Annotated in this window: 26 protein-coding genes; 19 read left to right on the plus strand and 7 right to left on the minus strand. The window is 75.2% G+C overall.

What is annotated here, in order from left to right; translation table 11 throughout:
- The first annotated feature begins 54 nt into the window (after positions 1–54).
- Positions 55–1,749, plus strand: a complete 1,695-nt coding sequence (locus FB380_RS12140; RefSeq protein WP_166755261.1) for a sodium:solute symporter family protein — start codon at positions 55–57, stop codon at positions 1,747–1,749.
- Between the two features lie 31 nt (positions 1,750–1,780).
- Entirely contained in the window at positions 1,781–2,104 is a 324-nt protein-coding gene (locus FB380_RS12145) for a hypothetical protein (RefSeq protein ID WP_166755262.1), read from the plus strand.
- Between the two features lie 77 nt (positions 2,105–2,181).
- Here the strand turns inward: FB380_RS12145 and FB380_RS12150 are convergent, their stop codons facing one another.
- Positions 2,182–2,907, minus strand: a complete 726-nt coding sequence (locus FB380_RS12150; protein ID WP_166755263.1) for an IclR family transcriptional regulator — start codon at positions 2,905–2,907, stop codon at positions 2,182–2,184.
- Between the two features lie 25 nt (positions 2,908–2,932).
- On the opposite strand from FB380_RS12150, the gene leuC reads away from it, so the two are divergent.
- Positions 2,933–4,354 carry a 3-isopropylmalate dehydratase large subunit gene (leuC, locus tag FB380_RS12155; protein ID WP_166755264.1) on the plus strand — a complete coding sequence of 474 codons (1,422 nt, stop codon included), beginning with the start codon at positions 2,933–2,935 and terminating at the stop codon, positions 4,352–4,354.
- Positions 4,355–4,359: 5 nt separating this feature from the next.
- Positions 4,360–4,965: a 3-isopropylmalate dehydratase small subunit gene (leuD, locus tag FB380_RS12160; RefSeq protein WP_166755265.1), complete on the plus strand. Its 606-nt coding sequence runs from the start codon at positions 4,360–4,362 to the stop codon at positions 4,963–4,965.
- Between the two features lie 12 nt (positions 4,966–4,977).
- Here leuD and FB380_RS12165 read toward each other — a convergent pair whose 3' ends face one another.
- From FB380_RS12165 to cofC, 3 genes are read right to left on the minus strand one after another with little or no spacing between them, the layout of a single operon-like run.
- On the minus strand, positions 4,978–5,946 hold the full coding sequence (locus FB380_RS12165; protein ID WP_166755266.1) for an NUDIX hydrolase: 969 nt from the start codon (positions 5,944–5,946) through the stop codon (positions 4,978–4,980).
- Positions 5,930–8,002 (minus strand): RNA degradosome polyphosphate kinase, encoded by a 2,073-nt coding sequence (locus tag FB380_RS12170; RefSeq protein WP_166755267.1) that lies wholly within the window; start codon positions 8,000–8,002, stop codon positions 5,930–5,932. Before FB380_RS12170 ends, FB380_RS12165 begins: the two co-directional genes overlap by 17 nt.
- A 14-nt stretch (positions 8,003–8,016) precedes the next feature.
- Entirely contained in the window at positions 8,017–8,658 is a 642-nt protein-coding gene (gene cofC, locus FB380_RS12175) for a 2-phospho-L-lactate guanylyltransferase (RefSeq protein WP_166755268.1), read from the minus strand.
- Positions 8,659–8,801: 143 nt separating this feature from the next.
- Between cofC and FB380_RS12180 the strand changes: the two genes are divergently transcribed.
- From FB380_RS12180 to FB380_RS12205, 6 genes are all read left to right on the plus strand, one after another.
- Positions 8,802–10,226 (plus strand): serine hydrolase domain-containing protein, encoded by a 1,425-nt coding sequence (locus FB380_RS12180; protein ID WP_166755269.1) that lies wholly within the window; start codon positions 8,802–8,804, stop codon positions 10,224–10,226.
- Between the two features lie 5 nt (positions 10,227–10,231).
- Positions 10,232–11,767, plus strand: coding sequence for an amidohydrolase (locus tag FB380_RS12185; protein WP_229682087.1), 1,536 nt, complete (start codon positions 10,232–10,234; stop codon positions 11,765–11,767).
- Positions 11,768–11,977: 210 nt separating this feature from the next.
- Positions 11,978–12,973: an NAD(P)H-dependent glycerol-3-phosphate dehydrogenase gene (locus tag FB380_RS12190; RefSeq protein WP_166755271.1), complete on the plus strand. Its 996-nt coding sequence runs from the start codon at positions 11,978–11,980 to the stop codon at positions 12,971–12,973.
- A 38-nt stretch (positions 12,974–13,011) separates the two neighbouring features.
- Positions 13,012–14,172, plus strand: coding sequence for a cystathionine gamma-lyase (locus tag FB380_RS12195; protein ID WP_166755272.1), 1,161 nt, complete (start codon positions 13,012–13,014; stop codon positions 14,170–14,172).
- Positions 14,173–14,183: 11 nt separating this feature from the next.
- Positions 14,184–15,356: a D-alanine--D-alanine ligase family protein gene (locus FB380_RS12200; protein WP_166755273.1), complete on the plus strand. Its 1,173-nt coding sequence runs from the start codon at positions 14,184–14,186 to the stop codon at positions 15,354–15,356.
- Positions 15,353–16,003, plus strand: coding sequence for a hypothetical protein (locus FB380_RS12205; protein ID WP_166755274.1), 651 nt, complete (start codon positions 15,353–15,355; stop codon positions 16,001–16,003). Before FB380_RS12200 ends, FB380_RS12205 begins: the two co-directional genes overlap by 4 nt.
- Before the next feature lie 14 nt (positions 16,004–16,017).
- Here the strand turns inward: FB380_RS12205 and FB380_RS12210 are convergent, their stop codons facing one another.
- Positions 16,018–16,629 carry a DUF3515 family protein gene (locus tag FB380_RS12210; RefSeq protein ID WP_229682086.1) on the minus strand — a complete coding sequence of 204 codons (612 nt, stop codon included), beginning with the start codon at positions 16,627–16,629 and terminating at the stop codon, positions 16,018–16,020.
- Between the two features lie 5 nt (positions 16,630–16,634).
- Complete coding sequence (locus FB380_RS12215; RefSeq protein WP_243850155.1) at positions 16,635–16,850, minus strand: Lrp/AsnC ligand binding domain-containing protein; 216 nt, start codon at positions 16,848–16,850, stop codon at positions 16,635–16,637.
- 140 nt (positions 16,851–16,990) lie between these two features.
- Here FB380_RS12215 and FB380_RS12220 point away from each other — a divergent pair, with 140 nt between their 5' ends.
- From FB380_RS12220 to FB380_RS12230, 3 genes are read left to right on the plus strand one after another with little or no spacing between them, the layout of a single operon-like run.
- Positions 16,991–18,031, plus strand: coding sequence for a thiamine-phosphate kinase (locus FB380_RS12220; protein ID WP_166755275.1), 1,041 nt, complete (start codon positions 16,991–16,993; stop codon positions 18,029–18,031).
- Positions 18,015–18,548: a GNAT family N-acetyltransferase gene (locus FB380_RS12225; RefSeq protein ID WP_166755276.1), complete on the plus strand. Its 534-nt coding sequence runs from the start codon at positions 18,015–18,017 to the stop codon at positions 18,546–18,548. The genes FB380_RS12220 and FB380_RS12225 overlap by 17 nt, the downstream gene beginning before the upstream one ends.
- Positions 18,536–19,162: a cytidylate kinase-like family protein gene (locus FB380_RS12230; protein ID WP_166755277.1), complete on the plus strand. Its 627-nt coding sequence runs from the start codon at positions 18,536–18,538 to the stop codon at positions 19,160–19,162. The genes FB380_RS12225 and FB380_RS12230 overlap by 13 nt, the downstream gene beginning before the upstream one ends.
- A 135-nt stretch (positions 19,163–19,297) precedes the next feature.
- Here FB380_RS12230 and rpmB read toward each other — a convergent pair whose 3' ends face one another.
- Positions 19,298–19,489 carry a 50S ribosomal protein L28 gene (rpmB, locus tag FB380_RS12235; RefSeq protein ID WP_036339964.1) on the minus strand — a complete coding sequence of 64 codons (192 nt, stop codon included), beginning with the start codon at positions 19,487–19,489 and terminating at the stop codon, positions 19,298–19,300.
- Between the two features lie 221 nt (positions 19,490–19,710).
- On the opposite strand from rpmB, the gene FB380_RS12240 reads away from it, so the two are divergent.
- The 6 genes from FB380_RS12240 to FB380_RS12265 all read left to right on the plus strand — a co-directional run bounded on the left by FB380_RS12240 (position 19,711) and on the right by FB380_RS12265 (position 26,106).
- The gene (locus tag FB380_RS12240) at positions 19,711–21,309 is read left to right on the plus strand and encodes a DAK2 domain-containing protein (RefSeq protein ID WP_166755278.1); all 1,599 of its coding nucleotides are present in this window, start codon (positions 19,711–19,713) and stop codon (positions 21,307–21,309) included.
- Positions 21,309–23,507, plus strand: a complete 2,199-nt coding sequence (gene recG, locus FB380_RS12245; protein WP_229682085.1) for an ATP-dependent DNA helicase RecG — start codon at positions 21,309–21,311, stop codon at positions 23,505–23,507. The genes FB380_RS12240 and recG overlap by 1 nt, the downstream gene beginning before the upstream one ends.
- Positions 23,508–23,514: 7 nt before the next feature.
- Positions 23,515–24,069, plus strand: coding sequence for a 16S rRNA (guanine(966)-N(2))-methyltransferase RsmD (rsmD, locus tag FB380_RS12250; protein WP_166755279.1), 555 nt, complete (start codon positions 23,515–23,517; stop codon positions 24,067–24,069).
- Positions 24,066–24,551: a pantetheine-phosphate adenylyltransferase gene (gene coaD / locus FB380_RS12255; RefSeq protein WP_166755280.1), complete on the plus strand. Its 486-nt coding sequence runs from the start codon at positions 24,066–24,068 to the stop codon at positions 24,549–24,551. Before rsmD ends, coaD begins: the two co-directional genes overlap by 4 nt.
- Positions 24,548–25,237 carry a hypothetical protein gene (locus FB380_RS12260; RefSeq protein ID WP_166755281.1) on the plus strand — a complete coding sequence of 230 codons (690 nt, stop codon included), beginning with the start codon at positions 24,548–24,550 and terminating at the stop codon, positions 25,235–25,237. The genes coaD and FB380_RS12260 overlap by 4 nt, the downstream gene beginning before the upstream one ends.
- A 143-nt stretch (positions 25,238–25,380) precedes the next feature.
- Positions 25,381–26,106, plus strand: coding sequence for a YceD family protein (locus tag FB380_RS12265; RefSeq protein WP_166755282.1), 726 nt, complete (start codon positions 25,381–25,383; stop codon positions 26,104–26,106).
- Positions 26,107–26,108: the final 2 nt, after the last annotated feature.

The raw sequence follows: 26,108 nt of genomic DNA on the forward strand, positions 1-26,108 counted from the left end.
TCCCGGTCGTCCGTGGCTGGGGCCCGATCTCACCGAACCTGGAGGGAACCCCCGGTGGTCCTCGCAGCGGACGACTCCCTGCGGCTCGACGCGAACATCGTCGACTACACGCTCGTCGCCGCCTACTTCGCCGTCGTCCTGCTCATCGGCTTCGCCGCCCGTCGCCGGGTGTCCGACAGCCTCGACTTCTTCCTGTCCGGCCGGTCGCTGCCCGCGTGGGTGACCGGTCTGGCGTTCATCTCGGCCAACCTCGGTGCGGTCGAGATCATCGGCATGTCGGCCAACGGTGCCCAGTACGGCATGGCCACGTTCCACTACTTCTGGATCGGCGCCGTCCCGGCGATGCTGTTCCTGGGCATCGTGATGATGCCCTTCTACTACGGCTCGAAGGTCCGCTCCGTGCCGGAGTTCATGCGCCGGCGCTTCGGCACCGGCGCCCACCTGGTCAACGCGATCAGCTTCGCGGTGGCCCAGGTGCTCATCGCCGGCATCAACCTGTTCCTGCTCGCCACCATCGTGAACGCGCTGCTGGGCTGGCCGTTGTGGGTCTCGCTGATCGTGGCCGCCGCGGTGGTGCTCAGCTACATCACCCTCGGTGGTCTCTCGGCGGCCATCTACAACGAGGTGCTGCAGTTCTTCGTCATCGTCGCGGCGCTCCTGCCGCTGACGCTGATCGGCCTGCACCGGGTGGGCGGCGTCGGCGGGCTGATCGACTCGATCCGCGAGGCCGGGTACGAGAACGACCTCAGCTCCTGGCCGGGCTCGGACCTGTCCAGCATCGACAACCCGGTGCTGTCGGTCATCGGCATCGTCTTCGGGCTGGGCTTCGTGCTCTCCTTCGGCTACTGGACGACGAACTTCGTCGAAGTCCAGCGGGCGATGGCCACCAAGAACATGTCCGCGGCGCGGAGCACCCCGATCATCGGGTCGTTCCCGAAGATGTTCATCCCGTTCATCGTGATCGTCCCCGGGATGATCGCCTCGGTGCTCGTCTCGGAGGTCGCCGAGGCGAAGGCGACCGAGGGGTCCTTCGACTACAACGACTCGATCCTGCTGCTGATCCGCGACGTGCTGCCCAACGGTCTGCTGGGCGTGGCGATCGCCGGCCTGCTGGCGTCGTTCATGGCCGGCATGGCCGCGAACATCTCCGCCTTCAACACCGTCTTCAGCTACGACCTGTGGCAGCAGTACGTGAAGAAGGACCGGTCCGACGGCTACTACCTGGGCGTCGGCCGGGTCGCGACGGTGCTGGCCACCGTGATCGCGATCTTCACCGCGATCATCGCCTCGGGCTACAGCAACCTGATGGACTACCTGCAGACGCTGTTCGGCTTCTTCAACGCGCCGCTGTTCGCCACCTTCATCCTCGGCATGTTCTGGAAGCGGATGACCCCCACCGCGGGGTGGGCCGGTCTGGTCTCCGGGACGCTGGGGGCGGTGCTCGTCGCGGTGCTGAGCGAGGACAACCTGGGCGGGCTCTCCGTCGGCGTCCTCCCGATCAGCGGCCAGGGTGCCAGCTTCGTCGCCGCCTCCACGGCCTTCGTCCTCGACATCGTCGTCAGCGTGGCGGTCAGCCTGGTGACCCGGCCCAAGCCGGTCGCCGAGCTCGCCGGGCTGGTCTACTCCGAGACGCCGAAGGAGGTGCGCACCGACCCCGACGCGCACCGCCTGCCCTGGTACCAGTCGCCGACCAAGCTGGCCGGCATCGCGCTGGTGATGGTGGTCATCCTGAACGTGGTCTTCCGCTGACCCGGCCCGGCACTGGAGAGAGGACACCCTCATGAGCACCGCACACGACGGGCAGGACGCGGGCGGGCAGCCGGCCTCCGGCGGCCGGCACACCGCGGGCGCCTACGACGTCCGGGTCGTCATCGCCGGCCTGATCGGCCTCTACGGCGTCGTCCTGATCGTCCTGGGCATCGTCGACTACGGCGAGGCCGAGGCGGCCAAGACCGGCGACGTGAACGCCAACCTGTGGGCCGGCCTCGGCATGCTGGTCTTCGCCCTGGTCTTCGTCGCCTGGACCCGGCTGCGGCCGGTGGTCGTGGAGGACGGCGAGGCCGTCGAGGACCCGACCGGCGGGGCGGACACCGCCGGCCGGTAGCCCGGCAGCCGACGACGGCCCGCAGCGCAGATGCCGCTGCGGGCCGTCGTGCGTCCGTCCCGCTGCGTGGGAAGAGGTCAGCGCGACGCGCGGGAGATGGCGATCGCGGCGTCCAGGACGGCGGAGACGACCTCGGCGCTGGGGCGGCGACCCAGCCGCTCGACCGGCCCGGAGATCGAGACGGCGCCCAGCACCCCGCCGGCCCCGTCGCGCACCGGGGCGGACAGCGAGGCGACCCCGGCCTCCCGCTCGGCGACGCTGTGCGCCCAGCCGCGGCGGCGGACGTCGAGCAGGGTGCGGGCGGTGAAGCTGGCCGCCGGCAGCAGGGCGGTGACCTCCTCGGCGGGGGAGAAGGCCAGGAGGACGTGCGCCGCCGAGCCGGCGGTCAGGGGGAGCCGCGCGCCCAGGGGCACGGTGTCGCGGAGCCCGCTGGCGCGCTCGGCGACGGCGATGCACACCCGGCTGCCGCCGTCGCGGACGTAGAACTGGGCGCTCTCGCCGGTGCTGTCGCGCAGCACGGCGAGGTGCCGGCCGGCCAGGTCGCCGAGGTCGACGCCGCCCCGCCCGAGCTCGGCGAGCGCCGGGCCGGGGGCCCAGGCGCCGGTGTCGGTGCGGCGCAGCAGGCGGTGCGCCTCCAGGGCGGTGGCCAGCCGGTGCGCGGTCGCCCGGGGCAGCTCGGTGCGCACCACCAGCTCGGCGAGGCTGGCCGGTTCGGCCGAGACGGCACGGAGGATGGCCACGGCTTTGTCCAGGACCGCGACGGGGTTAGGCTGTCCCACGCAGCAATACTCGCATCCCAACATGTGAGATGGCAACGAGGAGGACCCCGTGGGCAGGACCCTGGCGCAGAAGGTGTACGAGCAGCACGTCGTCCGGCGGACGGCGGGGGAGCCCGACCTCCTCTACATCGACCTCCACCTCGTGCACGAGGTGACCAGCCCGCAGGCGTTCGACGGGCTGCGGGCCGCCGGGCGCACCGTGCGCCGGCCGGACCTCACGATGGCCACCGAGGACCACAACGTCCCGACGCTGGACATCCTGTCCCCGATCGCCGACCCGATCTCCCGGGCGCAGGTCGACGCGCTGCGGCGCAACGCCGCCGAGTTCGGCATCCGGCTCGCCCCGATGGGCGACCGGGACCAGGGGATCGTCCACGTCATCGGCCCGCAGCTGGGGCTCACCCAGCCGGGGATGACCATCGTGTGCGGCGACAGCCACACCTCCACGCACGGCGCCTTCGGCGCGCTGGCCTTCGGCATCGGCACCAGCGAGGTCGAGCACGTGCTGGCCACCCAGACGCTGCCGCAGCTGCCGGCCAAGCAGATGGCGGTCACCGTCGACGGCGAGCTGCCCCCGGGTGTCTCGGCGAAGGACGTCATCCTGGCGGTCATCGCCCAGATCGGCACCGGTGGCGGCCAGGGGCACGTCATCGAGTACCGGGGCAGCGCGATCCGGGCGCTGTCCATGGAGGCCCGGATGACGATCTGCAACATGTCGATCGAGGCCGGCGCCCGGGCCGGGCTCATCGCCCCCGACCAGACGACGTTCGACTTCCTGGCCGGCCGCCCGCACGCCCCGCAGGGTGCGGACTGGGACGCCGCCGTGGCGCACTGGTCGACGCTCACCACCGACGAGGACGCCGTCTTCGACCACGAGGTGCGCATCGACGCCGCCTCGCTGACCCCCTACGTCACCTGGGGGACGAACCCGGGTCAGGGCCTGCCGATCGACGCCGCCGTGCCCGACCCGGCCACGATCGCCGACGAGAACGAGCGCCGGGCCGCCGAGTCGGCGCTGGCCTACATGGGGCTGACCGCCGGCACCCCGCTGCGCGAGATCGACGTCGACACCGTCTTCCTGGGGTCGTGCACCAACGGCCGGATCGAGGACCTCCGGGTCGCCGCCGCGCTGCTCAAGGGCAAGCACGTGGACGCGAACACCCGGATGCTCGTCGTCCCCGGTTCCGTGCAGGTGAAGCTGCAGGCCGAGGCCGAGGGGCTGGACCAGGTCTTCATGGACGCCGGCGCCGAGTGGCGGGGCGCGGGCTGCTCGATGTGCCTGGGCATGAACCCCGACCAGCTGAAGCCGGGCGAGCGCTCGGCGTCCACCAGCAACCGCAACTTCCAGGGCCGGCAGGGCAAGGGCGGGCGCACCCACCTGGTCTCCCCGGCCGTCGCCGCGGCGACCGCGCTCACCGGCCGGCTCACCGCCCCCGCCGACCTGCCCGACGCCACCCCGATCGGAGTCTGAGCCCGATGGACGCCTTCACCACGCACACCGGCAGCGCCGCCCCGCTGCGGCGCAGCAACGTCGACACCGACCAGATCATCCCGGCCGAGTACCTCAAGCGGATCACCCGCACCGGGTTCGAGGACGGCCTGTTCGTCGCCTGGCGCACGAACGAGCCGGACTTCGTGCTCAACCGGCCGCAGTACGCCGACGCCTCGATCCTGGTCGCCGGTCCGGACTTCGGCACCGGTTCCTCCCGCGAGCACGCGGTGTGGGCGCTGCTCGACGGTGGCTTCCGGGTGGTGATCAGCTCCCGGTTCGCCGACATCTTCAAGAACAACTCGACCAAGTCGGGGCTGCTCACCGTGCTGATGGCCCAGCCGGACGTCGAGGCGCTGTGGGCCGCGATCGAGGCGGACCCGGCCACCCCGGTGACCGTGGACCTGCACGCCAAGCAGGTCACCTACGGCTCGGCCACGGTGCCGTTCGAGATCGACGACTACACCCGCTGGCGGCTGCTCGAGGGGCTCGACGACGTGGGCCTCACCGAGCGGCACCTCGACGACATCACCGCCTTCGAGGCGGCCCGCCCGGCCTGGCTCCCGCGCTCCCTGCCGGCCCTCCCCGCGTAGCGCGGGGCCGGGTCAGCTCCGGCCGGCGGTGCTGGGCGTCAGCGCGCCGGCCGGGGCGGCGGGGTCCTTCTCGAAGTCGCGGTAGTAGTCGGCGACGAGGGCACCGGGGCGGCCGCCGAGCGCCCACACGCTGCCCTTGGCCGACGGCGGCCACAGCGCCCCGGCGGTGTCGTGCCAGCGCACCCCCAGGGCGAGCAGCACCGCGGGGATGGCGCCGCCCTGGCTGCAGACGACCACCGGGCCGTCGGCGTCGCCGTCGGCCAGCAGCCGGGTCACCAGCTCGATCCCGGCCTGCGGGTCGGCGTCGAAGCCCTCCTCGCCCAGCTCGGGTGCCGGCCCGACGGGGAGCCCCAGCTCACGGGCCAGCGGGTCGAGGGACTGCCCGCAGCGCACCGGTGGGGCGGCCAGCAGCCGGGACGGCGCGAAGACCGGCAGGACGGCGGCCAGCCTCGCGGCCTGTGCGCGCCCCCGGCGGTCCAGCGGACGGGTGTCGTCCGGGCCGTCCCAGTCCGACCGGTCGCCCGCCGAGGCGTGCCGCACCAGCAGCACCCGGGGTGCCCGGGGCACATCGGCGCGGGTGAGGTCCTCCAGCACCGCCCGGTCGTGGCTGTGGCTGACCAGCTCGACGGCCGCGGGCACCGGCAGCCAGCGCAGCTCGTCGACCTCGTCGTTGGGGGCGAAGGCCCCGCCGACGGCCTGCATCACCCAGTAGTCGACGCGCTTGGGCCCCTGGCGGTGCGCGTACCGGGTCTGCACGCTGCGCCGGCCGACGGCGACCTGCAGGCCGGTCTCCTCGCCGACCTCCCGGACGGCGGCGACCAGCGGGTGCTCACCGGCGTCCAGCTTGCCCTTGGGCAGCGACCAGTCGTCGTACTTGGGCCGGTGCACCACCGCGGTCTCGACCGTGCCGTCGTCCCCGGTGCGCCAGACCACGCCCCCGGCGGCGGGGATCAGCCGGTCGTCGTCAGCCAGCGTTCTCACCCCGCAGCGCCAGCAGCTCCTTCTGGTTGTCGCGCTCGCCGGTGCGGGTCCAGGTGGCGTCGCCGGCCAGCTGCCAGCTGCGCACGTCCGGGGCCATCGCCTCGTCGAACATGCGCTTCAGCTGGCGGGCGGCCACCGGGTCGTTGACCCGCAGCAGGACCTCCACCCGCCGGTCCAGGTTGCGGTGCATCAGGTCTGCGCTGCCCAGCCACCACTCCGGTGAACCGTCGTTGGCGAAGTTCACGACCCGGGAGTGCTCCAGGAACCGGCCGACGATCGAGCGCACCCGGATGTTCTCGCTGAGCCCGGGCACCCCCGGACGCAGTGCGCAGATGCCCCGGATGACCAGCTCCACCGGCACGCCGGCCAGCGACGCCTCGTACAGCGCGTCGATGATCTGCTCGTCGACCAGCGAGTTCACCTTGATCCGGATGCCCGCCGGCTTGCCCTCCGCGGCGTGCCGGGCCTCGCGGCGGATCTTCTCCACCAGGCCGGTGCGGATGCCGTGCGGGGCGACCATGAGCGAGCGGTAGGTCGTCTGCCTCGAGTAGCCGGTGAGGGTGTTGAACAGGTCGGTGAGGTCGGCACCCACCCGCGGGTCGGCGGTGAGGATGCCGAGGTCCTCGTAGATCCGGGCGGTCTTGGGGTTGTAGTTGCCGGTGCCGATGTGGCAGTAGCGGCGGATCACCCCGTGCTCCATCCGGACGACGAGCGCGGTCTTGCAGTGCGTCTTCAGGCCGACCAGCCCGTAGACGACGTGGCAGCCGGCGCGCTCCAGCGAGCGGGCCCAGCTGATGTTGGCCTCCTCGTCGAACCGGGCCTTGATCTCGACCAGGACGACGACCTGCTTGCCCGCCTGCGCCGCCTCGATCAGCGCCGAGACGATCGGGGAGTCACCGGAGGTCCGGTAGAGCGTCTGCTTGATCGCCAGCACGTCCGGGTCGGCCGCGGCCTGCTCGATGAACCGCTGCACGCTGGTGGCGAAGGAGTCGTAGGGGTGGTGCACCAGCACGTCGCCCTCGCGGAGGGTGGCGAAGACGCTCTTGGGGGTCTCGCCCTCGCTGAGCCGGGGGTGGGTCGCCGGCACGAACGGCTCGTCCTTGAGCTCGGGGCGGTCCAGGTCGTACAGCGCCATCAGCGAGCCGAGGTCGAGCAGCCCGGGCACCGAGACGACGTCGGCCGGGCTGATCTCCAGCTCGTGCACCAGGACGTCGAGGATCTGCGGGTCCATCGTCTCGGTGACCTCCAGCCGCACCGCCGGGCCGAACCGGCGCCGGGCCAGCTCGCGCTCCAGGGCCTGCAGCAGGTCCTCGTCGCGGTCCTCCTCGACCTCCAGGTCGGCGTTGCGGGTGACCCGGAACAGGTGGTGGTCGAGCACGTCCAGCCCGGGGAACAGCGCGGTGAGGTGCGCCGCGATCAGGTCCTCCAGCGGCAGGAACACCGCCTCGGCGTCCGTGCTCTTCGTGCTGGTCCCGATCGGGATGAAGCGCGGCACGTTGTTCGGCACCTTCACCCGGGCGAACCGCGGGGCACCGGTGTCCGGGTCGCGCACCGAGACCGCGAGGTTCAGCGAGAGGCCGCTGATGTAGGGGAACGGGTGTGCGGGGTCGACCGCGAGCGGCGTGAGCACCGGGAAGACCTGGTCCCGGAAGTACTCCCGCAGCCGCATCGCGTCGGGCTCGCCGAGGTCGGACCAGTGGACGATCCGGATGCCCTGCTCGGCCAGCCGCGGCGCCACGTCCTTGTCGAACACGCTGGCGTGCCGGTGGACCAGGTCCTGGGTGCGCTCGGTGACCCGGGCCAGCTGCTCGCGGATGGTCAGGCCGTCGGGGGAGCGCACGGTCAGGCCGGTGCTCTGCCGGCGCTTCAGCCCGGCGATGCGGACCATGAAGAACTCGTCGAGGTTGCTGGCGAAGATCGACAGGAACTTGACCCGCTCCAGCAGCGGCAGGTCGTCGTCCTCGGCCAGCTCGAGGACCCGCGAGTTGAAGTCCAGCCAGGACAGCTCCCGGTTCAGGAAACGGTCGGCGGGCAGCGGCGGAGAGGCAGCGGGCACGGGTCGATCCTGCCTCACCCGACGGTGGACGACAGGAACCCCGTCGTCTGGGGTCCGACGCCCAGCCGGCGGGCGACCGCCAGGTCGGCGGGGGTGTCGACGTCCTGGCGGAGCCCAGGCCACCGCCCGGTCAGCGAGACCGCTCCGGCGGCCGCGTGGGCGGCGGCCGACCCGGGGCCGAAGCGCGGGTCCAGCTCGCCGGCGGGCACGGCCAGCAGCGTCGTCCCGGTGCCGGCGGTGTCTGCGACGAAGCTGCGCGGCCGGCCGGCCGCCTCGGCCAGCGCCTCGGCCAGCTCATCGGACCGCAGCGCCGGCAGGTCGGAGTTCAGCGCGGCCAGCGGACCGGCGCCGTCGGCCCGGGCGACCCGGGCACCGTGCTCCAGGGCGGCGTTCAGGCCCCGGCCGGGCCCGTCGCCGACCGTCCGGGCACCCAGGCCGGTGACCACGGCGGCGGCCCGCGGGTCGTCGGTGACCACCAGCACCAGCCCGACGGCGGGGCTGGCCAGCGCGGCGGCGACGGTGTCGCCCAGCAGGGCCAGCACGAGTTCCCGGTGTGCCGCCGGGGCGCCCCCGGACAGCGTCGCGGTCAGCGGCGCCAGCCGGGTCTTGGCCACGTCGAGCCGCTTCGCCGGGACGACGACCGACCACCGCTGCACCCGGCAAGCTCAGCACACCGGGGCCGGGTGGGGTGCGCGGCCGGGTCCGGCAGCCCGGCGCCGGGGGCCCGCTGCTGCCGTGCCGGGGCGGGGTGATGTGCTCCCCACACCACAGTCCGCCGGCCCCCGAGGAGCCCGCCGCGATGAGCACCACCCCCGAGCGCACCGCCGAGGTCGCCGCCGCAGCGGCCGGCTACCTGGAGTCGTGGCTGGAGCACCAGCGCCGCCGGCTCCGGGTGCCGGGCGTGCAGGCCGCCGTCCGGGTCGGTGGGCAGCTGGTGCTCGACACGGCCCTGGGCGTGGCCGACCTGGACAGCGGGGCGCCGCTCACCCCCGGCCACCTGTTCCGGATCGCCTCGCACTCCAAGACCTTCACCGCCACCGCGGTGCTGCAGCTGGTCGAGGCCGGGCGGCTGCGGCTGGACGACCCGATCGGCCAGTGGGTGCCGGCGCTGCAGGGGTCGGCGGTGGCCGCGGTCACCGTCCGCGAACTGCTCGGGCACCAGGGCGGCGTCATCCGGGACGGCCGGGACAACGACCACTGGCAGCTCGGGCAGCCGTTCCCGGACGCCGAGCTGTTGCTCCGCATCGCGGTCGAGGAGGGCGCGGTGCTGGAGCGCAACGAGCACTTCAAGTACTCCAACATCGGCTACTCGCTGCTCGGGCTGGCGATCGAGGCGGTCACCGGCCGCCCCTACGCCGCGCACGTGCAGCAGGCGGTGGTCGACCCCCTCGGGCTGGCCGACACCGGCCCGGAGTGGGAGCCCGGCCGGGCCGGCGAGCACGCCACCGGGCACACCGGCCTGCTGGACGGCGAGGACACCCGGCTGACCATCCCGGCGGTGGACACCCGGGCGATGGCCGCGGCGACCGGCTTCTGGTCCACCGCCCGGGACCTGACCGCCTTCGGTGCGGCGCTGACCACCGGCGACCCCCGCCTGCTGCGGGACGACACCAAGCGGCTGATGCGCCGGCCGGAGTCCGAGATCCGCGCGCACGCCGCGCCGCCCCGGCACTACGGCCTGGGGCTGGACCTGCGGACGCAGGGCGAGCGGCGGCTGGTCGGGCACAGCGGCGGCTTCCCGGGACACATCACCCGCACCTGGATCGACCCGGAGGCCCAGGTCGTGGTCAGCGTGCTGACCAACGCCGTCGACGGGCCGGCCGACGCGCTGGCCCGCGGCCTGTTCGGCCTGCTCGACCTCGCGCTGGCCGCACCCGCCGACGTGCCGCAGCCGCCGGCGGCCGAGCTGGCCCGCTACGCCGGCCGCTTCGTCAACCTGTGGGGGGCCACGGACGTCGCGCTGCTCGGCGGCCGGCTGGTGCTGCTGCACCCCAGCGCCCCGGACCCGGCCGAGGAGCACCTGGAGCTCACGGTCGAGGGCCCGGACACCCTGCGCCTGGAGACCGTCGCCGGGTTCGGCTCGGCCGGCGAGACGGTGGAGTACCGCTGGGCCGACGACGGCACCGCCGCGGTGGTCCGGCTCGGTGGCATCTCGGCCTGGCCGGCCGAGGTGTTCCGGGCGCAGCGGGCCGCCCAGGTCCGCGCCGGCGGGGCCGCCCGGTGACCGCGGTGCTGCTGCGGTCCGCCCGGCTGGGCGGCCGGACCCGGGACGTGCTGCTCGCCGACGGGCGGGTGCAGGCGATCGCCGACAACCTGTCCGGCGGGGCCCCCGGGCTCGACCGGCTGCCCCAGCCGCTGCAGGTGGTCGACCTGGCCGGCGCGGTCCTGCTGCCCGGGCTGCAGGACGCGCACACCCACCTGGAGCAGTGGGCGGCCGCGCGGCGGCGGGTCGACGTCTCCGCGGCGTGCTCGGCGCGGGAGGCCGCGGCGCTGATGGCCGCCGCGCTGCGGGCCGCACCGCCCGCGCCGGCCGCGGTGGTGATGGGGCACGGCTTCCGGGACGCCCTGTGGGCCGAGCCGGCCACCGCCGCCGTCCTGGACGAGGCGCTGGCCGGGGTGGTGCCGCCGGACACCAGCGTCGTCCTGGCCAGCGGCGACCTGCACACCACCTGGGCCAACACCGCCGCCACCCGGCGGTTCGGGCTCAGCAGCCCGTCCGGGCTGGTGCTGGAGCAGGAGGCGATGGACGTCGTGGCCCGGGCCGCGCGGGTCGACCCCGCCGTCCTGGACGGGTGGGTGCTGGACGCCACCGTCGCGGCCGCGGCCCGCGGGCTGACCGCCGTCGTCGACCTCGAGTACGGCGACCTGATCGCCTCCTGGTCCCGGCGGGCCGGGCTGCGGGAGGGCGGTCCCGCGCTGCGCGTGCGGGCCGGGGTCTGGGTCGACCGGCTCGAGGAGGCGATCGCCGCCGGGCTGCGCAGCGGCGACCCGCTGCCCGGGGTGGCCGACCCGGTCGCCGCCGACCGGGTGCGGATGGGCCCGCTGAAGGTCTTCGTGGACGGGTCCCTCGGCACCCGCACCGCCTTCTGCCACGACCCGTACCCCGGGGTGGCGGAGGCGGACGCCCACGGGGTGCTGCGCACCCCGCCGGAGGAGCTGGAGCGGCTGCTGCGCCGGGCGAGCGCGGCCGGGCTGGACCTGGCCGTGCACGCCATCGGCGACCGGGCCGCGGGGGTGGCGCTGGACGGCTTCGCCGCCGCCGGCTGCACCGGCCGGATCGAGCACGCCCAGCAGGTGCACGACGCCGACCTGCCGCGCTTCGCCGAGCTCGGCGTGGTCGCCAGCGTGCAGCCCCGGCACGCCCTCGACGACCGGGACGCCGCCGACCAGCACTGGGCCACCGCGACGGCGCGGGCGTTCCCCTACCGGGCGCTGGTCGACGCCGGCGCCGAGGTCGTGCTGGGCTCCGACGCGCCGGTCGCGCCGCTGGACCCCTGGGACGGCATCGCCAGCGCCGTCCACCGGTCGCTGGACGACCGCCCGGCCTGGCACCCCGAGCAGCACCTGGAGCTGGACACCGCGCTGGCCGCCGCCAGCGGGGGGCGGCGCGCGGTCCGGGTCGGGGACGTCGCGGACCTGGTGGTGGTGGCCGAGCCGCCCGCGGCGGTGCTCGCCCGCGACGGCGCCGACGGTCTGCGGGCGACCGAGGTGCTGGCCACCCTGGTCGGCGGGCGGTTCACCCACCGGGCCCCCGGCCTGGGCTGAGGCGGACGCCGGCCGACACCCGGGGGCGGGTGCCGGCCGGTCCGGGCCGGAGGGCACGATCATGGGCCGGGTCGTCGGTGCAGCGCCGGCGGGCCACGAGACGGAAGGGGGCACGGTGCCCGAGCGACTGTCGCCGCGCGCGGCCACCGCGCCCTCGGGCCGGGCGACCGGCCGCCCGGGGTCTCCCCACCGCCTGCCCGGGGCGGCCGCGTGACCCGCGCCGCGGTGCTGGGCGCCGGCTCCTGGGGCACCACCTTCGCCAAGGTGCTCGCCGACGCGGGGTGCTCGGTGAGCCTGCACGCCCGCCGTCCCGAGCTGGTCGCGACGATCACCGCCAGCCGGGAGAACGCCGACTACCTGCCCGGTGTGCGGCTGCCCGACGCGGTGCGCGCCACCGGCGACGCCGCCGAGGCCCTCGACGGTGCCGACGTCGTGGTGCTGGCCGTGCCCAGCCAGACGCTGCGGGCCAACCTCACCGACTGGGCGCCGCTGCTGCCCCCCGACTCCTCGCTGCTGTCGCTGATGAAGGGCGTCGAGCTCGGCACCACCAAGCGGATGAGCGAGGTGATCCGTGAGGTCACCGGCGCCGGCGCCGACCGGGTGGCGGCGCTGTCCGGGCCCAACCTGGCCCGGGAGATCGCCGAGGAACAGCCCTCGGCCACGGTCATCGCCTGCTCCGACGACGACCGGGCCGCGGCGCTGCAGGCGGCCTGCCACACCCGCTACTTCCGGCCGTACACCAACCCCGACCTGGTCGGCTGCGAGCTGGGCGGCGCGGTCAAGAACGTCATCGCGCTGGCCTGCGGCGTCGCCGCCGGCCTCGGCTTCGGGGACAACACCCGTGCCTCGCTGATCACCCGCGGTCTGGCCGAGACCGCCCGGCTGGGCATCGCGCTCGGCGCCGACGTGACCACCTTCGCCGGGCTGGCCGGGCTCGGTGACCTGGTCGCCACCTGCTCCTCGCCGCTGTCGCGCAACCGCACCTTCGGGGAGCACCTCGGCCAGGGCATGTCGGTGGCCGAGGTCGAGCAGATCACCCGGCAGACCGCGGAGGGCGTGAAGAGCTGCCGCTCGGTGCTGGACCTGGCCCGCGCGCACGGCGTCGACGTGCCGATCACCGAGGCGGTGGTCCGGGTCTGCCACGAGGGCGAGTCCGCCGCGCAGATGGTGCGCGAGATGATGTCCCGAGAGGCCAAGCCGGAGTAGCTCCCGGGGCGCCGCCGCACACCCGTGGAGGACCGTTCGTGACCACCCCTGACCTGCCCGCCGACCTCGGCGACGGCACCCGGCTGGTCCACGCCGGTGACGACCCGGCGGTGCCGGGCACCCCGCTCCGTCCGTCGCCGGTCTTCGCCGCGCCGTACCACCTCGGGGAGGAGGTCCCCGGCTGGCAGGGCGCCGACGGCTACGCCCGCCCGGACAACCCCACGCTGCGGGTGTTCGAACGGGCCGTCGGCGAGCTGGACGGCGGCGACTGCCTGTCCTTCGCCACCGGCATGGCGGCGATCAGCTCCGCCGTCCTCGCGCTCGTCGCCCCCGGCGACCGGGTCGTGCTGCCGTCGGACGGCTACTACGCCACCCGGGTGCTCGCCCGCGACGAGCTGGCCCGCTTCGGCGTCGAGGTGCAGCTGGTGCCCACCCTGGAGATCGAGGACGTCGCCGCCCGCGGGGACCTCGACGGTGCCCGGATGGTGCTGCTGGAGACCCCCAGCAACCCGCAGCTCGACGTCTGCGACATCGCCGCCGTCGCCCGGGCCACCCAGGCCGCGGGCGCGCTGCTGGTCGTGGACAACACCACGGCCTCCCCGATCGGGCAGCGCCCGCTGGCGCTGGGTGCCGACGTGACCGTGGGGTCGGACACCAAGGCCCTGACCGGGCACAGCGACGTGCTGCTCGGGCACGTCAGCACGGCCCGCACCGAGCGCGGCCGGGAGCTGCACGCCCGGATGGCCGCCTGGCGCAAGACCACCGGCAACACCCCCGGGGTCTTCGAGGCCTGGCTGGCGCACCGGTCGATGGGCACGCTGGACCTGCGGCTGGCCCGGCAGGCCGCCAACGCTGCCGCGCTGTCGGAGCTGCTGGCCGGGCACCCGGCGGTCAACGGCGTCCGGTGGCCCTGGCGGCCGCAGGACCCCTCCTACGCCCTGGCGACGAAGCAGATGCTGCGGCCCAACGGCGTGGTCTCCGCCGAGCTCGCCGACGAGGCCGCCGTCGCGCAGCTCGTGCGCAGCAGCCGGCTGGTCGCGGCCGCGACCAGCTTCGGGGGCATCCACACCACGGTCGACCGGCGGGCGCAGTGGGGCGGGGACGCCGTCCCGGCCGGGTTCGTGCGCTTCTCCTGCGGCATCGAGGACACCGCCGACCTGGTGGCCGACCTGACATCCGCGCTCGGGACCCTCGGCTAGGGTCGGCGGCGATGACCGGGAAGGCGCGTAGGACCAGGGTCGCTGTCGTCTTCGGCGGGCGGAGCGCGGAGCACGCGATCTCCTGCGTGTCGGCCGGGAGCGTGCTCGCCGCGCTGGACCCGGAGCGGTACGAGGTGGTGCCGGTGGGCATCACCCGGGACGGCCGCTGGCTGCTGCACGACGGCAAGGCCCTGGCCATCGAGGACGGGCGGCTCCCCGAGGTCGCCGACGGCACCGCGGTGTCGCTCGTGGGCGACCCGGCCGGCCGGGGGCTGGCGGTGCTCGACGCCGGGCAGGCGATCGGCCGGCTCACCGAGGTCGACGTCGTCTTCCCGGTGCTGCACGGCGCCTACGGCGAGGACGGCACCATCCAGGGCCTGCTGGAGATGTCCGGGCTGCCCTACGTCGGCTCCGGGGTCTTCGCCAGCGCCGCGTCGATGGACAAGGAGTTCACCAAGAAGCTGCTCACCGCGGCGGGCATCCCGCAGGGTGACCACGTGGTGCTGCGCGACGCCTCGGGTGCGCTCCGCGCCGACCCGGCGCTGCTGGACGACGCGGCGCGGGCCCGGCTCGGGCTCCCGGTGTTCGTCAAGCCCTCCCGCGCCGGCTCCAGCATCGGCATCACCAAGGTCACCGACTGGGCGCAGTTCCCCGCCGCCGTCGCGACGGCGGCCGCCGTCGACCCGAAGGTCGTGGTCGAGGCCGCGGTGCCCGGCCGGGAGATCGAGTGCGGGGTGCTCGCCGCGCCCGGCGCCGGGCTGCCCGACGCCAGCCTGCCGGCGGAGATCCGGCTGCGGCCGGGCACCGACTGGTACGACTTCGACGCCAAGTACCTCGAGGACGCCGTCGAGTTCGACGTGCCGGCCGAACTCACCCCCGAGCAGGTCCAGGCGGTGCAGGCGATGTCCCGCCGGGCGTACCTGGCGCTGGACTGCGCCGGCCTGGCCCGGGTCGACTTCTTCCTGACCACCGACCCGGCGACCGGTGCCGACCGGTGGGTCGTCAACGAGGTCAACACGATGCCGGGCTTCACCCCGATCTCGATGTTCCCGCGGATGTGGGCCGCCTCCGGGGTCGGCTACCCGGAGCTGGTGGACCGGCTGGTGGCCAGCGCCCTGTCCGGACGGGCGCCGGGCAGCACGCCGGCCGGCGCGCCCGACGGCGCTGCGCCGGGCGCCGGATGACCTCGCGGCGGCTGCTGCGGGACGTCACGGCCGCAGCGCTGCTGCTGGCCGCCCCGGTGTGCAGCGGCTGCACCGCCACGGACGCCGCGCCGGCGCCGCAGGCCGCGACGGCAGCGACCCCGGACACCCCGGCCGAGCTGGAGGAGCTGCTGGTCGACGACGTCCCGTCCGGGCTGCCGCGGGTGCCCGACGACGAGCTGGAACCGCCGGCGGGGGAGAAGACGATCGACGACGTCGCCCGCTACGGGGAGGACGCGCAGCGTGAGCAGGAGGTGCTCGCCGACTACGGGTACACCCGCGGCTGGGAGCGGTTCTGGCGGTCGGAGGAGGAGCTGACCAGCGTCTTCCTCGACCAGTTCGCCGATCCCTCCGGTGCGGTCAGCTACGCCGCGGACTTGGCCCGCAACGACGCCGAGCACTACGGCGGCCTGCTGAACCGCTCGCCGAACGGGCTGCCGGAGGGCTGTGTGCTGCTCGCCCAGGACGACCCGGCACCCGAGCACCGGATGGCCGGCCCGGCGGCCTTCGCGTGGTGCTCGGCCGGGGTCTTCACCGTCGCGGTCGCGGCCGTCGCCGACACCCCGGAGGACGCGCGCCGTGAGCTGGAGGCGGTCACCACCGCGCAGCTCGACCGGCTCCGGGACTGAAGAAGGACCCCCGTTCAGTCCGGCAGCGGGGCGGGGGTCGGCTCGGTGTAGGGGATCGAGCCGCCGATGAGCGGGCTCAACGCGGTGGGGCCGGCGCTGTCGGAGCTGGCCGGCACGCGCACCTGGACCGGGACGTTGCGGTCGACCGTCGTCCACACGTAGACGTCGGGGTCGGTGGTGTCGACGAACCACTCCACGCCGGAGACGAGCAGCGTCTGCGGGCCGCCCACGACGTAGCCGGCCGGCGGCTCGGCGCCGCAGACCAGCACGGTCGCCGGGTCGCCCCAGGCGTAGGCGAACGGGCTGTCGGAGTCGACCGCGCGCGACGGCTCCCCGGCCAGCTCCAGCGGCAGCTGGCCCATCAGTGCCGGGCAGGCGAGGTCCGCCTCCGGGGTGATGGGCGGCGTGTCCACGGGCAGCGGCGGCAGGTCGGCGCGCGGGGCCGGGGTCGTGCCGGAGATCTCCGCGACCGGACCCGGCTCCTCCTCGGCGTCGGTGCCGACCACGTTGACCAGCACCAGCACGGCGACCACCAGGGCGACCAGGACGGCGGTGGCGACCACCGCCGCCCGCCGCAAGGGGTCCGGAGGCGGCGCGGCGGGCCCGTCCGGGGTGGGCGTGCTCAAGCGGCTCAGAGGTTGACGACGGGGCAGGTCAGCGTGCGGGTGATCCCGTCGACGGACTGCACCCGGGCCACCACGAGCCGGCCGAGCTCGTCGACGGTGTTCGCCTCGGCCCGCACGATGACGTCGTAGGGGCCGGTGACGTCCTCGGCCTTGGTCACGCCGGCGATCTCGCTGATGCTCGCCGCGACCGCGGCTGCCTTGCCGACTTCGGTCTGGATCAAGATGTAGGCGTGGACCACGGGTTGACCTTCCTCGGGCAGTGCCTCGACGGCGACGGGCACGTCGGCATCGGCTGGGGGTGGGACCGGCCTGCCGGGCAGCGGGCCGACCGGCAACGTACCCCAGTCGGGGGGAGTGACCGGTGACTCGGCCCCGTCCGCTGGGCCTCCGGCCCGACCCCGAGGACAGTGCCGGCGCGGTCGGGGAGTTCGCCCTCATCGACCGGGTCGTGGCCCGCTCCGGTACCGCCGCGGTGGCCGAGGTGGGTCCCGGTGACGACGCCGCGGTGCTGCGCACCCCCGACGGCCGGGTGGTGGCCTGCACCGACGTGCTGGTGGAGGGGCGGCACTTCCGCCGCGACTGGTCCTCCGCCGAGGACGTCGGGCACAAGGCCGCGGCGGCGAACCTGGCCGACGTCGCCGCCATGGGCGCGGTGCCGACCGCGCTGCTGGTCGGCCTCGCCTGCCCGGCGGACACCCCGGCCGCGTGGCTGGAGGACGTCGCCGTCGGGATGGCCGCCGAGTGCGCCCCCTTCGGTGCGGCCGTGGTCGGGGGCGACACCTCGGCGAGCGCGCCGGACTCGCAGGCGGTCGTGCTGTCGGTGACGGCGCTGGGCGACCTGGGCGGTCGGGCCCCGGTGCTGCGCAGCGGTGCCCGGCCCGGGGACGTCGTCGCCGTCGCCGGGCGGCTGGGCTGGTCGGCGTGCGGGCTGGCCGTGCTGCGCCGCGGGTTCTCCTCACCGATCGCCGCCGTCCGGGCGCACCGCCGGCCGGCCCCGCCCTACGCCGCCGGCCCCGCCGCCGCGGACGCCGGGGCGACCGCGATGTGCGACACCAGCGACGGCCTGCTCGCCGACGCCGGTCACCTGGCCGCCGACAGCGGGGTGCTCATCGAGCTGGACCGGGCCGCGCTCCAGCAGGCGTTCGTCGACCCCGCCGGGCCGCTCCCGCAGGTCGCGGCCGCCCTGGGCGGTGACCCGATGGCCTGGGTGCTGACCGGCGGTGAGGACCACGCGCTGGTGGCCACCTTCCCGGCCGGCGCCGACCTGCCGGACGGCTGGGCGGTCGTCGGCGCGGTGCACGAGCCGGCCGACGACGGGCCGGGCGTGCGGGTGGACGGGGTGCCCGCGAGCCGGGTGGCCGAGGAGCTGGGGGAGGGGGCCGGGCATGTCCACTTCGGCTGAGTCGTCTCCGGCCGGTTCCACGCCGGCCGGGCTGCGCGCCGTCGGGTACGCCGACCCGGTGGCCCAGCACCTGATCGAGCGGGTGCAGCAGGAGTACGTCGTCCGGTACGGCGGCCGGGACGCCGCCGTGGTGGACCCGGCTGAGTTCTCCCCGCCGCAGGGGCTGTTCCTGGTCGCCGAGGTCGACGGCGTCCCCGCCGGCTGCGGCGGCTGGCGGGCGCACGGGCACGGGGTGGCCGAGCTCAAGCGGATGTACGTCGAGCCGGGTTTCCGGCGCCGCGGGCTGGCCGCCCTGGTGCTCGCCGAGCTGGAGCGCACCGCAGCCGCGGCCGGGCACCAGCAGCTGCTGCTGAACTCCGGTGACCGGCAGCCCGAGGCCCTGGCGCTCTACGACCGGGCCGGCTACACCCCGGTGGCCGGCTACGGCATCTACGCGGACTCACCCGAGGCGGTCTTCCTCGGCAAGCAGCTGGTCGTCGACCAGCCCACCCCTGAGGAGGACGCATGGGCGTCGTGACCTTCTCGGCCTCCTTCGGCGCCGGGGGCGCGGAGATCGCCCCGGCCGTCGCCGAGCGGCTCGGCCTGCCGTTCCACGACCGGGTCATCCCGGCGCAGGTGGCCGGCCGGCTCGGGGTCCCGGTGGCCGAGGCCGAGGCCAACGACGAGACCATCACCCGCGGGCTGTGGCGGCTGGTCAGCTCGCTGGGCACGATGCCCGACCCGGTGGGCGGGGTGCTGCCGACCGGGTCGCTGCCGGACGAGCGGGCCTACCGGCAGCAGACCGAGTGGGTGCTGACCGAGATCGCCGCCGGCCCGGGGGGCGTCGTGCTGGGCCGGGCGGGCGCGATGGTGCTGCGCGACCGGCCCGACGTCCTGCACGTGCGGCTGGACGGCCCCGCGGAGCGCCGGCTGGCGGCCGCGGTCGAGCACCTGCACCTGCCCGTCGAGGAGGTGCGTCGGGAGCAGGAGGCCGCCGACGCCGCGCGGACGGCCTACGTGCGGCACTTCTACCGCTGCGACCCGGCAGAGGCCCGGCACTACCACCTGGTGGTGGACAGCACGGCGCTGCCGCACGACACCGTGGTCGACCTGGTGGTCACCGCGGCCCGTGCGCGCGGGATCGGCCGCTGAGCCGGCCGGGAACGCCAGCGACCCCGGAGGTCCGAGGACCTCCGGGGTCGTGTCAGCTCACCGTCCGTGCGGTGCGGCCCCCGTCCAGAGGCTCGCCCCGAGCGTGCGAGGGGTGAGGAGGACGGGGGTCCTTCCTCAGGCGCGGGCGACCTTGCCCGCGCGGATGCACGAGGTGCAGACGTTCATGCGCTGGCGGCCGCCGCCGGTCAGCGCGGCGCGGACGGACTGGATGTTCGGGTTCCAACGGCGCGGCGTGCGGCGGTGCGAGTGCGACACCGACATGCCGAAACCGGGGCCCTTGCCACACACATCGCACACGGCAGCCACGGTCGATCACTCCCAGAGAATTGGTCCAGCTGAAGTCAGGTCGCGTGCTCGGCGGAGACCCGGGCGGGAGCCCAGGGCATGGTCCAGCCACGCACAACTGGAGACCACTGTAGCCGGTGCCGGAGCGCCGTGTCGCCACCGCCCCGTCCCCGGTGCCGGCCGGCGGTGCGGGCGGTCGTGCGCGCCGGGTCCTGTCGGTGGGCCCCGGTACCCTCCGGCACGTGCTGGAGGCGCTGGACGAGGCCGCGGTCGGCCGGTGGAGCTCCGCCGTCGTCGACACGCTGGCGCAGGCGCGCGGCCGGCTCGACGAGCTGAACGTCTTCCCCGTCCCCGACGGGGACACCGGCACCAACCTGCTGCTGACCGCGCAGGCCGGGCACGCGGCGCTGGCCGCCGCCGACGGCACCGAGTCGGCGTGGAGCGTGCTGGCGCGCGGCGCCGTGCTGGGCGCACGGGGCAACTCCGGGGCGATCCTGGCCCAGCTGCTGCGCGGCCTCGCCGATGGGCTGGCCGGTGCCCGGCGCGTCGACGGGGCGGTGTTCGCCGAGGCGCTGGCCGCGGCTGCCGGCGCCGCCTACGCCGCGGTCGCCGACCCCGAGGAGGGCACCTTCCTCACCGTGGCCCGGGCCGGGGCCGACGCGGCGACCGCCGCCGTCGCCGCCGGGCAGGCCGGGCTGGCCGACGTCGTCCGGGCAGCAGCCGACGGCGCCTTCACCGCCCTGGAGGCCACGACCGGCCAGCTGGCCGCGCTGCGCGACGCCGGGGTGGTCGACGCCGGGGGTGCCGGGTGGTGCCTGGTCCTCGACGCGCTGGTCGGCACGGTCACCGGGACGACGCCGGCCCGCCCCCCGCTGGACGGGCGACCCGCCCACCCCCGCCGCGCACCCCGGTCGCTGCCGGCTGCCCCCGCCCCCGGGCCGGGCAGCGAGGTGCAGTTCCTGCTCGCCGACTCCGACGACGCCGCGGTCGCCCGGCTGCAGGCCCGGCTGGCCGAGCTGGGCGACTGCCTGGTCGTCGTCGGGGTCGACACCCCGGGCGGCCGGGAGTGGAACGTGCACGTGCACGTCAGCGACGTCGGTGCGGCGGTGGAGGCGGGGATCGAGGCGGGCCGCCCGCACCGCATCTCGGTGACCCCGCTGGCGCCGGTGCGGACGCCGGCCGCCGCCGGGGTGCGGGCCGTCCTCGCCCTGGCCTGCTCCGCCGGGCTCGCCGAGCTGTTCGGCACCGAGGGGGTCACCGTGCTGACCGCGCCGGTCGACGCGGTCGACGAGGACGCCGTCCTGCAGGCGGTGCTGGACACCGGGGCCGAGCAGGTCGTCGTCCTGCCCAACCACTGGGAGGTCACCGCGGTCACCGCCCGCGCCGCCGACCGGGCCCGCGAGCAGGGCCGGGACGTCGTGGTCGTCCCCACCCGGTCGGCCGTGCAGGGCCTGGCGGCGCTGGCCGTCGCCGACCCGGCCCGTCGCTTCGGCGACGACGTCATCGCCATGGCCGAGGCCGCGGCCGCGACCCGCTGGGCGGAGGTGACCGTCGCCGAGCAGGAGGCGCTCACCTCGGCCGGCCGCTGCGCCCCCGGCGACGTGCTGGGCAGCGCGGAGGGCGATGTCGTGGTCATCGGCGCCGACCCGGTCCCCGTCGCCCGGGACCTGCTGGACCGGCTGCTGTCGGCGGGCGGGGAGATGGCCACCGTCGTCGTGGGGGAGGAGCCCGCGCTCGGCGACGCGGTGTGCGCCCACCTCGCGGCGGTGCACCCGACGGTCGAGGTGGTCCGCTACCCCGGCGGTGCCGGGGCGGTGCCCCTGCTGATCGGGGTCGAGTAGTGGCGATCTCCATGGACACCCCGCTGAGCCGGGTGCTCGGCCCCAAGACGGCGAAGGTGATGGCCGAGCAGCTGTCGCTGCACTCGGTGCGCGACCTGCTGCGGCACTACCCCCGCCGCTACGCGCGGCGCGGGGAGATGACCCGGCTCGACGGCCTGGAGGTCGGTGACCGGGTGACCGTGCTGGCCCAGGTGAAGAGCGTGAGCACCCGGAAGATGCAGCAACGCCGCGGGACGCTCACCGAGGTGACCGTCGGCGACGGCGCGGGCAGCATGCGGCTGGTCTTCTTCAACAACCGGCACGCGCACCTGGACGTCGGCGAGTGGGGGCTGTTCGCCGGCACGGTGGGGCTGTGGCGCGGCGACAAGCAGTTCACCCACCCCGACTGCCACATCCTCACCGGGGACGACGACGACTGGGCGCGGGCGATGGTGCCGCTCTACCCGGCGAGCAAGGACGTCTCCAGCTGGGTGGTCCAGAAGTCGGTCAAGCTGCTGCTGGACGACGCCCACTCGCTGGAGCAGCTGCTCGACGACCCGATCCCCGCAGCCGTCCGCGAGCGGCACGGCCTGGTCGACCTGGCCACGGCGTTGCGGCAGAAGCACCGGCCGGAGAGCCAGGAGCAGGTCGACCAGGCCGACGAGCGGCTGAAGTGGGACGAGGCGCTCGTCCTGCAGGCGACGCTGGCCGCCCGCCGGCGGTCCGCCGCGCTGGAGCCGGGGATCGCCCGGCCGCCGCGCCGGGGTGGGCTGCTGGACGCCGTCGATGTCGCCCTGCCGTTCTCGCTCACCGACGGCCAGCGCGAGGTCGGCGAGGAGCTGGCCGCCGAGCTGTCCCGTGAGCAGCCGATGAACCGGCTGCTGCAGGGCGAGGTCGGGTCGGGCAAGACGGTGGTCGCGCTGCGGGCGATGGCCCAGGTGGTCGACGCCGGTGGGCAGGCCGCGCTGCTCGCCCCCACCGAGGTGCTCGCCGCCCAGCACGCCCGCAGCCTGGCGGCGATCCTGGGCCCGCTGGGCCGCGCCGGCGAGCTCGACGGCGACCCGGCGGGCACCCGGGTGGCGCTGCTCACCGGCTCGCAGAAGGCCGCCGTCCGCCGGGAGGTGCGGGCCGCGGTCGCCGACGGCAGTGCGGGCATCGTCGTGGGCACGCACGCGCTGCTACAGGAGGGCGTGGACTTCGCCGACCTGGGGCTGGTCGTCGTCGACGAGCAGCACCGGTTCGGGGTGGAGCAGCGGGACGCGCTGCGCGCCAAGGGCACCCGGCCACCGCACGTGCTGGTGATGACCGCGACCCCGATCCCGCGCACCGTCGCGATGACCGTCTACGGCGACCTGGAGACCTCCACGCTCCGTCAGCTGCCGGCCGGTCGCGGCGGTGTGTCCAGCTCGGTGGTGCCGGTGGGGGAGAAGCCGGCCTGGCTGGACCGGGCCTGGGCCCGGGTCCGCGAGGAGGTCGCCGCCGGCCGTCAGGCCTACGTCGTCTGCCCCCGGATCGGCGACCTCGAGGACGGCGGCAAGGGCGACGACGGCCCGGACGACGCCGACGGCGCCCCGCCGCCGGAGGAGAAGGGCGCCAGTGACAAGCGCCCACCGCTGGCGGTGCTGGACGTCGCCGAGGCGCTGCGGGCGGGCCCGCTGTCGGCGCTGCGGGTGGAGGTGCTGCACGGCCGGATGCCGCCGGAGGAGAAGGAGGCCCGGATGCGGGCCTTCGCCGCCGCGGAGATCGACGTCCTGGTCGCCACCACCGTGGTCGAGGTCGGGGTCGACGTGCCCAACGCCACGGTCATGGTGGTGATGGACGCCGACCGGTTCGGCGTCAGCCAGCTGCACCAGCTGCGCGGCCGGGTGGCCCGTGGCGCGCACGCCGGGCTGTGCCTGCTGGTCTCCGAGGCGCCCAGCACCTCACCGACCGGCCAGCGGCTGGCCGCGGTCGCCTCCACCACCGACGGCTTCGAGCTGGCCCGGCTGGACCTGGAGACCCGCCGGGAGGGCGACGTGCTCGGCGCGGCCCAGTCCGGCCGCCGGACGACCGTGAAGCTGCTGTCCCTGCTGCACGACGAGGCGCTCATCGCCGAGGCCCGGGTCGAGGCCACCGCGCTGGTCGAGCAGGGGCGCGGCCTCGCCGACCACCCCGAGCTGGCGGCCGCCGTCGCCGCCCTGGCCATGGACGACCGCGCCACTTACCTGGAGAAGGCATGAAGAACGCATGACCAGGCTGATCTCCGGGGGCGCGGGTGGCCGCCGGCTCAAGGTCCCCCGCACCGGGGTGCGGCCCACCGGCGACCGCGCCCGGGAGGGCCTGTTCAACTCCCTCGGGTCGCTGCTGGACGTCGAAGGCGCCCGGGTGCTCGACCTCTACGCGGGCTCGGGTGCGCTCGGGCTGGAGGCGTTGTCCCGCGGGGCGGCGGAGGCGGTGTTCGTCGAGTCCGGCGGCGGGGTGCTGCCGGTGCTGCGCGCCAACATCGCCGCGGTGGGGCTGCCCGGTGCCGTGGTGCTGCCCGGCAGCGTGCCGACGGTGGTCGGGGGGCGGCCCCCGGCCGCCTTCGACCTGGTGTTCGCCGACCCGCCCTACTCCACCCCCGACGAGGAGGTGCTGGGCGTGCTCGGTGCGCTGGTCGACCGGGCGTGGCTGGCCCCGGACGCCGTCGTCGTGGTGGAGCGGTCCAGCCGCGACCGCCCCTTCCCGTGGCCGACACCCTTCACCGGACTGCGTGATCGTCGGTACGGGGAGGCGGTGCTCCGGTACGGTCGCTTGTCGTGAGGCGAGCGGTCTGTCCCGGTTCGTTCGACCCGGTCACCAACGGCCATGTCGACGTGATCGCGCGCGCCGCCGGCCTGTACGACGAGCTGGTCGTCGCCGTCCTGGTCAACCCGGGCAAGGCGGGCCTGTTCGACGTCGACGAGCGGATGTCCCTGCTGCGCGAGGCGGTCGTGGACCTGCCCAACGTCACGGTCGACAGCTTCGAGGGGCTGCTCGTCGACTACTGCCGGGCCCAGCAGATCCCGGTCATCGTCAAGGGGCTGCGCGCGGTCGGCGACTTCGAGTACGAGCTCCAGATGGCCCAGATGAACCGCGAGCTCGCCCAGGTCGAGACGCTGTTCATGCCCACCGCACCCCAGGTCGGCCACCTGTCCTCCAGCCTGGTGAAGCAGATCGCGAAGTTCGGCGGCGACGTGTCGTCCCTGGTCCCCAAGGCGGTCAACGACCGGCTGGTGGCCCAGCCGAGGGGGAGGCAGTCGTGACGGAGGTCGTGTACCGGCTCTACGAGACCGTCGACGAGCTGACGACGGTCATCGAGAACGCCCGCAGCGTGCCGATGTCCAGCTCCTGCATGGTGCCGCGGGACCACCTGCTCGACCTGCTCGACGACCTGCGGGAGAACCTGCCGGAGGAGGTCCAGCAGGCCGGGGCGATCGTCGAGCAGCGCGCCGAGATCCTGCAGCAGGCGCAGGCCGAGGCCGAGCGGCTCACCGGCCGCACCCGCAGCGAGAGCGAGCAGGTCGTCGTGGCCGCCCGCCGGCAGCGGGAGGAGCTGGTCGGCACCGCCCGCCGCCAGCGGGACGAGATCCTCACCGAGGCGCAGGCCCGGGCCGACGAGCTGCTCGCCAGCGCCGAGGAGGAGGCCGAGGAGCTGCTCGCCGAGGGGCGTCGGCTGCGCGACCAGCTGGTGCGGGACGGGCAGGAGCAGCGCGCCGAGCTGATCGCCGCCGGTCAGGCCGAGCACGAGCGGCTGCTCACCGAGACCGAGGTGTACCGCACCGCGGTCGACCGGGCCGACGAGCTCGGCGCCCAGACCGCGGCCGAGGTGGCCCGGATGCGGGCCGAGGTCGACGACTACGTCGACAGCCGGCTGGCCGACTTCGGGAACACCCTGGCGCACATGGCACGTTCGGTGGAGAAGGCCCGGGACAACCTCCGCAGTCCGTGACCGCTCCGCCCACCCCCTGACCGGGAGGGGCGGACGGGGGGATCGGGTAGGCTGGACGTCTGTCCGGCTGCTGCCGTCCCGCGTGCCCGTCCGGCGCGGGCCCCGCGCCGGCGCCCCCACCTTCGACGACGACGAGTACCGACATGCCTGCTTCCTCTGCGCGCTCCACGGGGCCGTCCTCCGGCGCTGCGTCCACCGACGCCCGGCGTCCGGTCGGCGACCCCGTCGACAAGCAGCTCCCCACGCCGGCCGAGAAGGCCGCCGAGAAGGCCTGGAAGGTCGACCTCCGTGAGCTCGGCCGCCGCGCCGGGTCGATGCGGGAGTGGGAGAAGACGCTCCCGGCCCTGGACGGCTGGGGCGTGGAGATGATCGGCGTCCCCGAGGGTGCGCCGGTCCAGCTCCACCTCCGCCTGGAGTCGGTGATGGAGGGCGTCCTGGTCACCGGCCAGGTCGAGCTCCCGGTCACCGGCCAGTGCGCCCGCTGCCTGGACCCGGTCGAGGACACCCTGGAGCTCGACGTCCAGGAGCTGTACGCCTACGCCGGCAGCACCACCGAGGCCACCAGCGGCGAGGACGAGGTGCGCCGGATCGACGGCGAGCGGCTCGACCTGGCTCCGCTGGTCCGGGACGCCGTCGTCCTCACCCTGCCGTTGTCGCCCACCTGCCGGCCCGACTGCGCCGGCCTGTGCGTCGACTGCGGCGAGCGGCTCGACGACCTCCCTGCCGACCACTCCCACGAGGTGCTCGACCCCCGGTGGGCCGGGCTCGCCGCCCGCTTCACCGAGACGGCCGACAGTGCCGACCCGACCGACAGCGCGGCCGGACCCCAGCCGGGGTCCACCAGCCGCACCAACCCAGAGGAGAACTGACC

Origin of the sequence: Modestobacter marinus (assembly GCF_011758655.1) — a bacterium.
In the GTDB taxonomy this organism is placed as follows: domain Bacteria; phylum Actinomycetota; class Actinomycetes; order Mycobacteriales; family Geodermatophilaceae; genus Modestobacter; species Modestobacter marinus.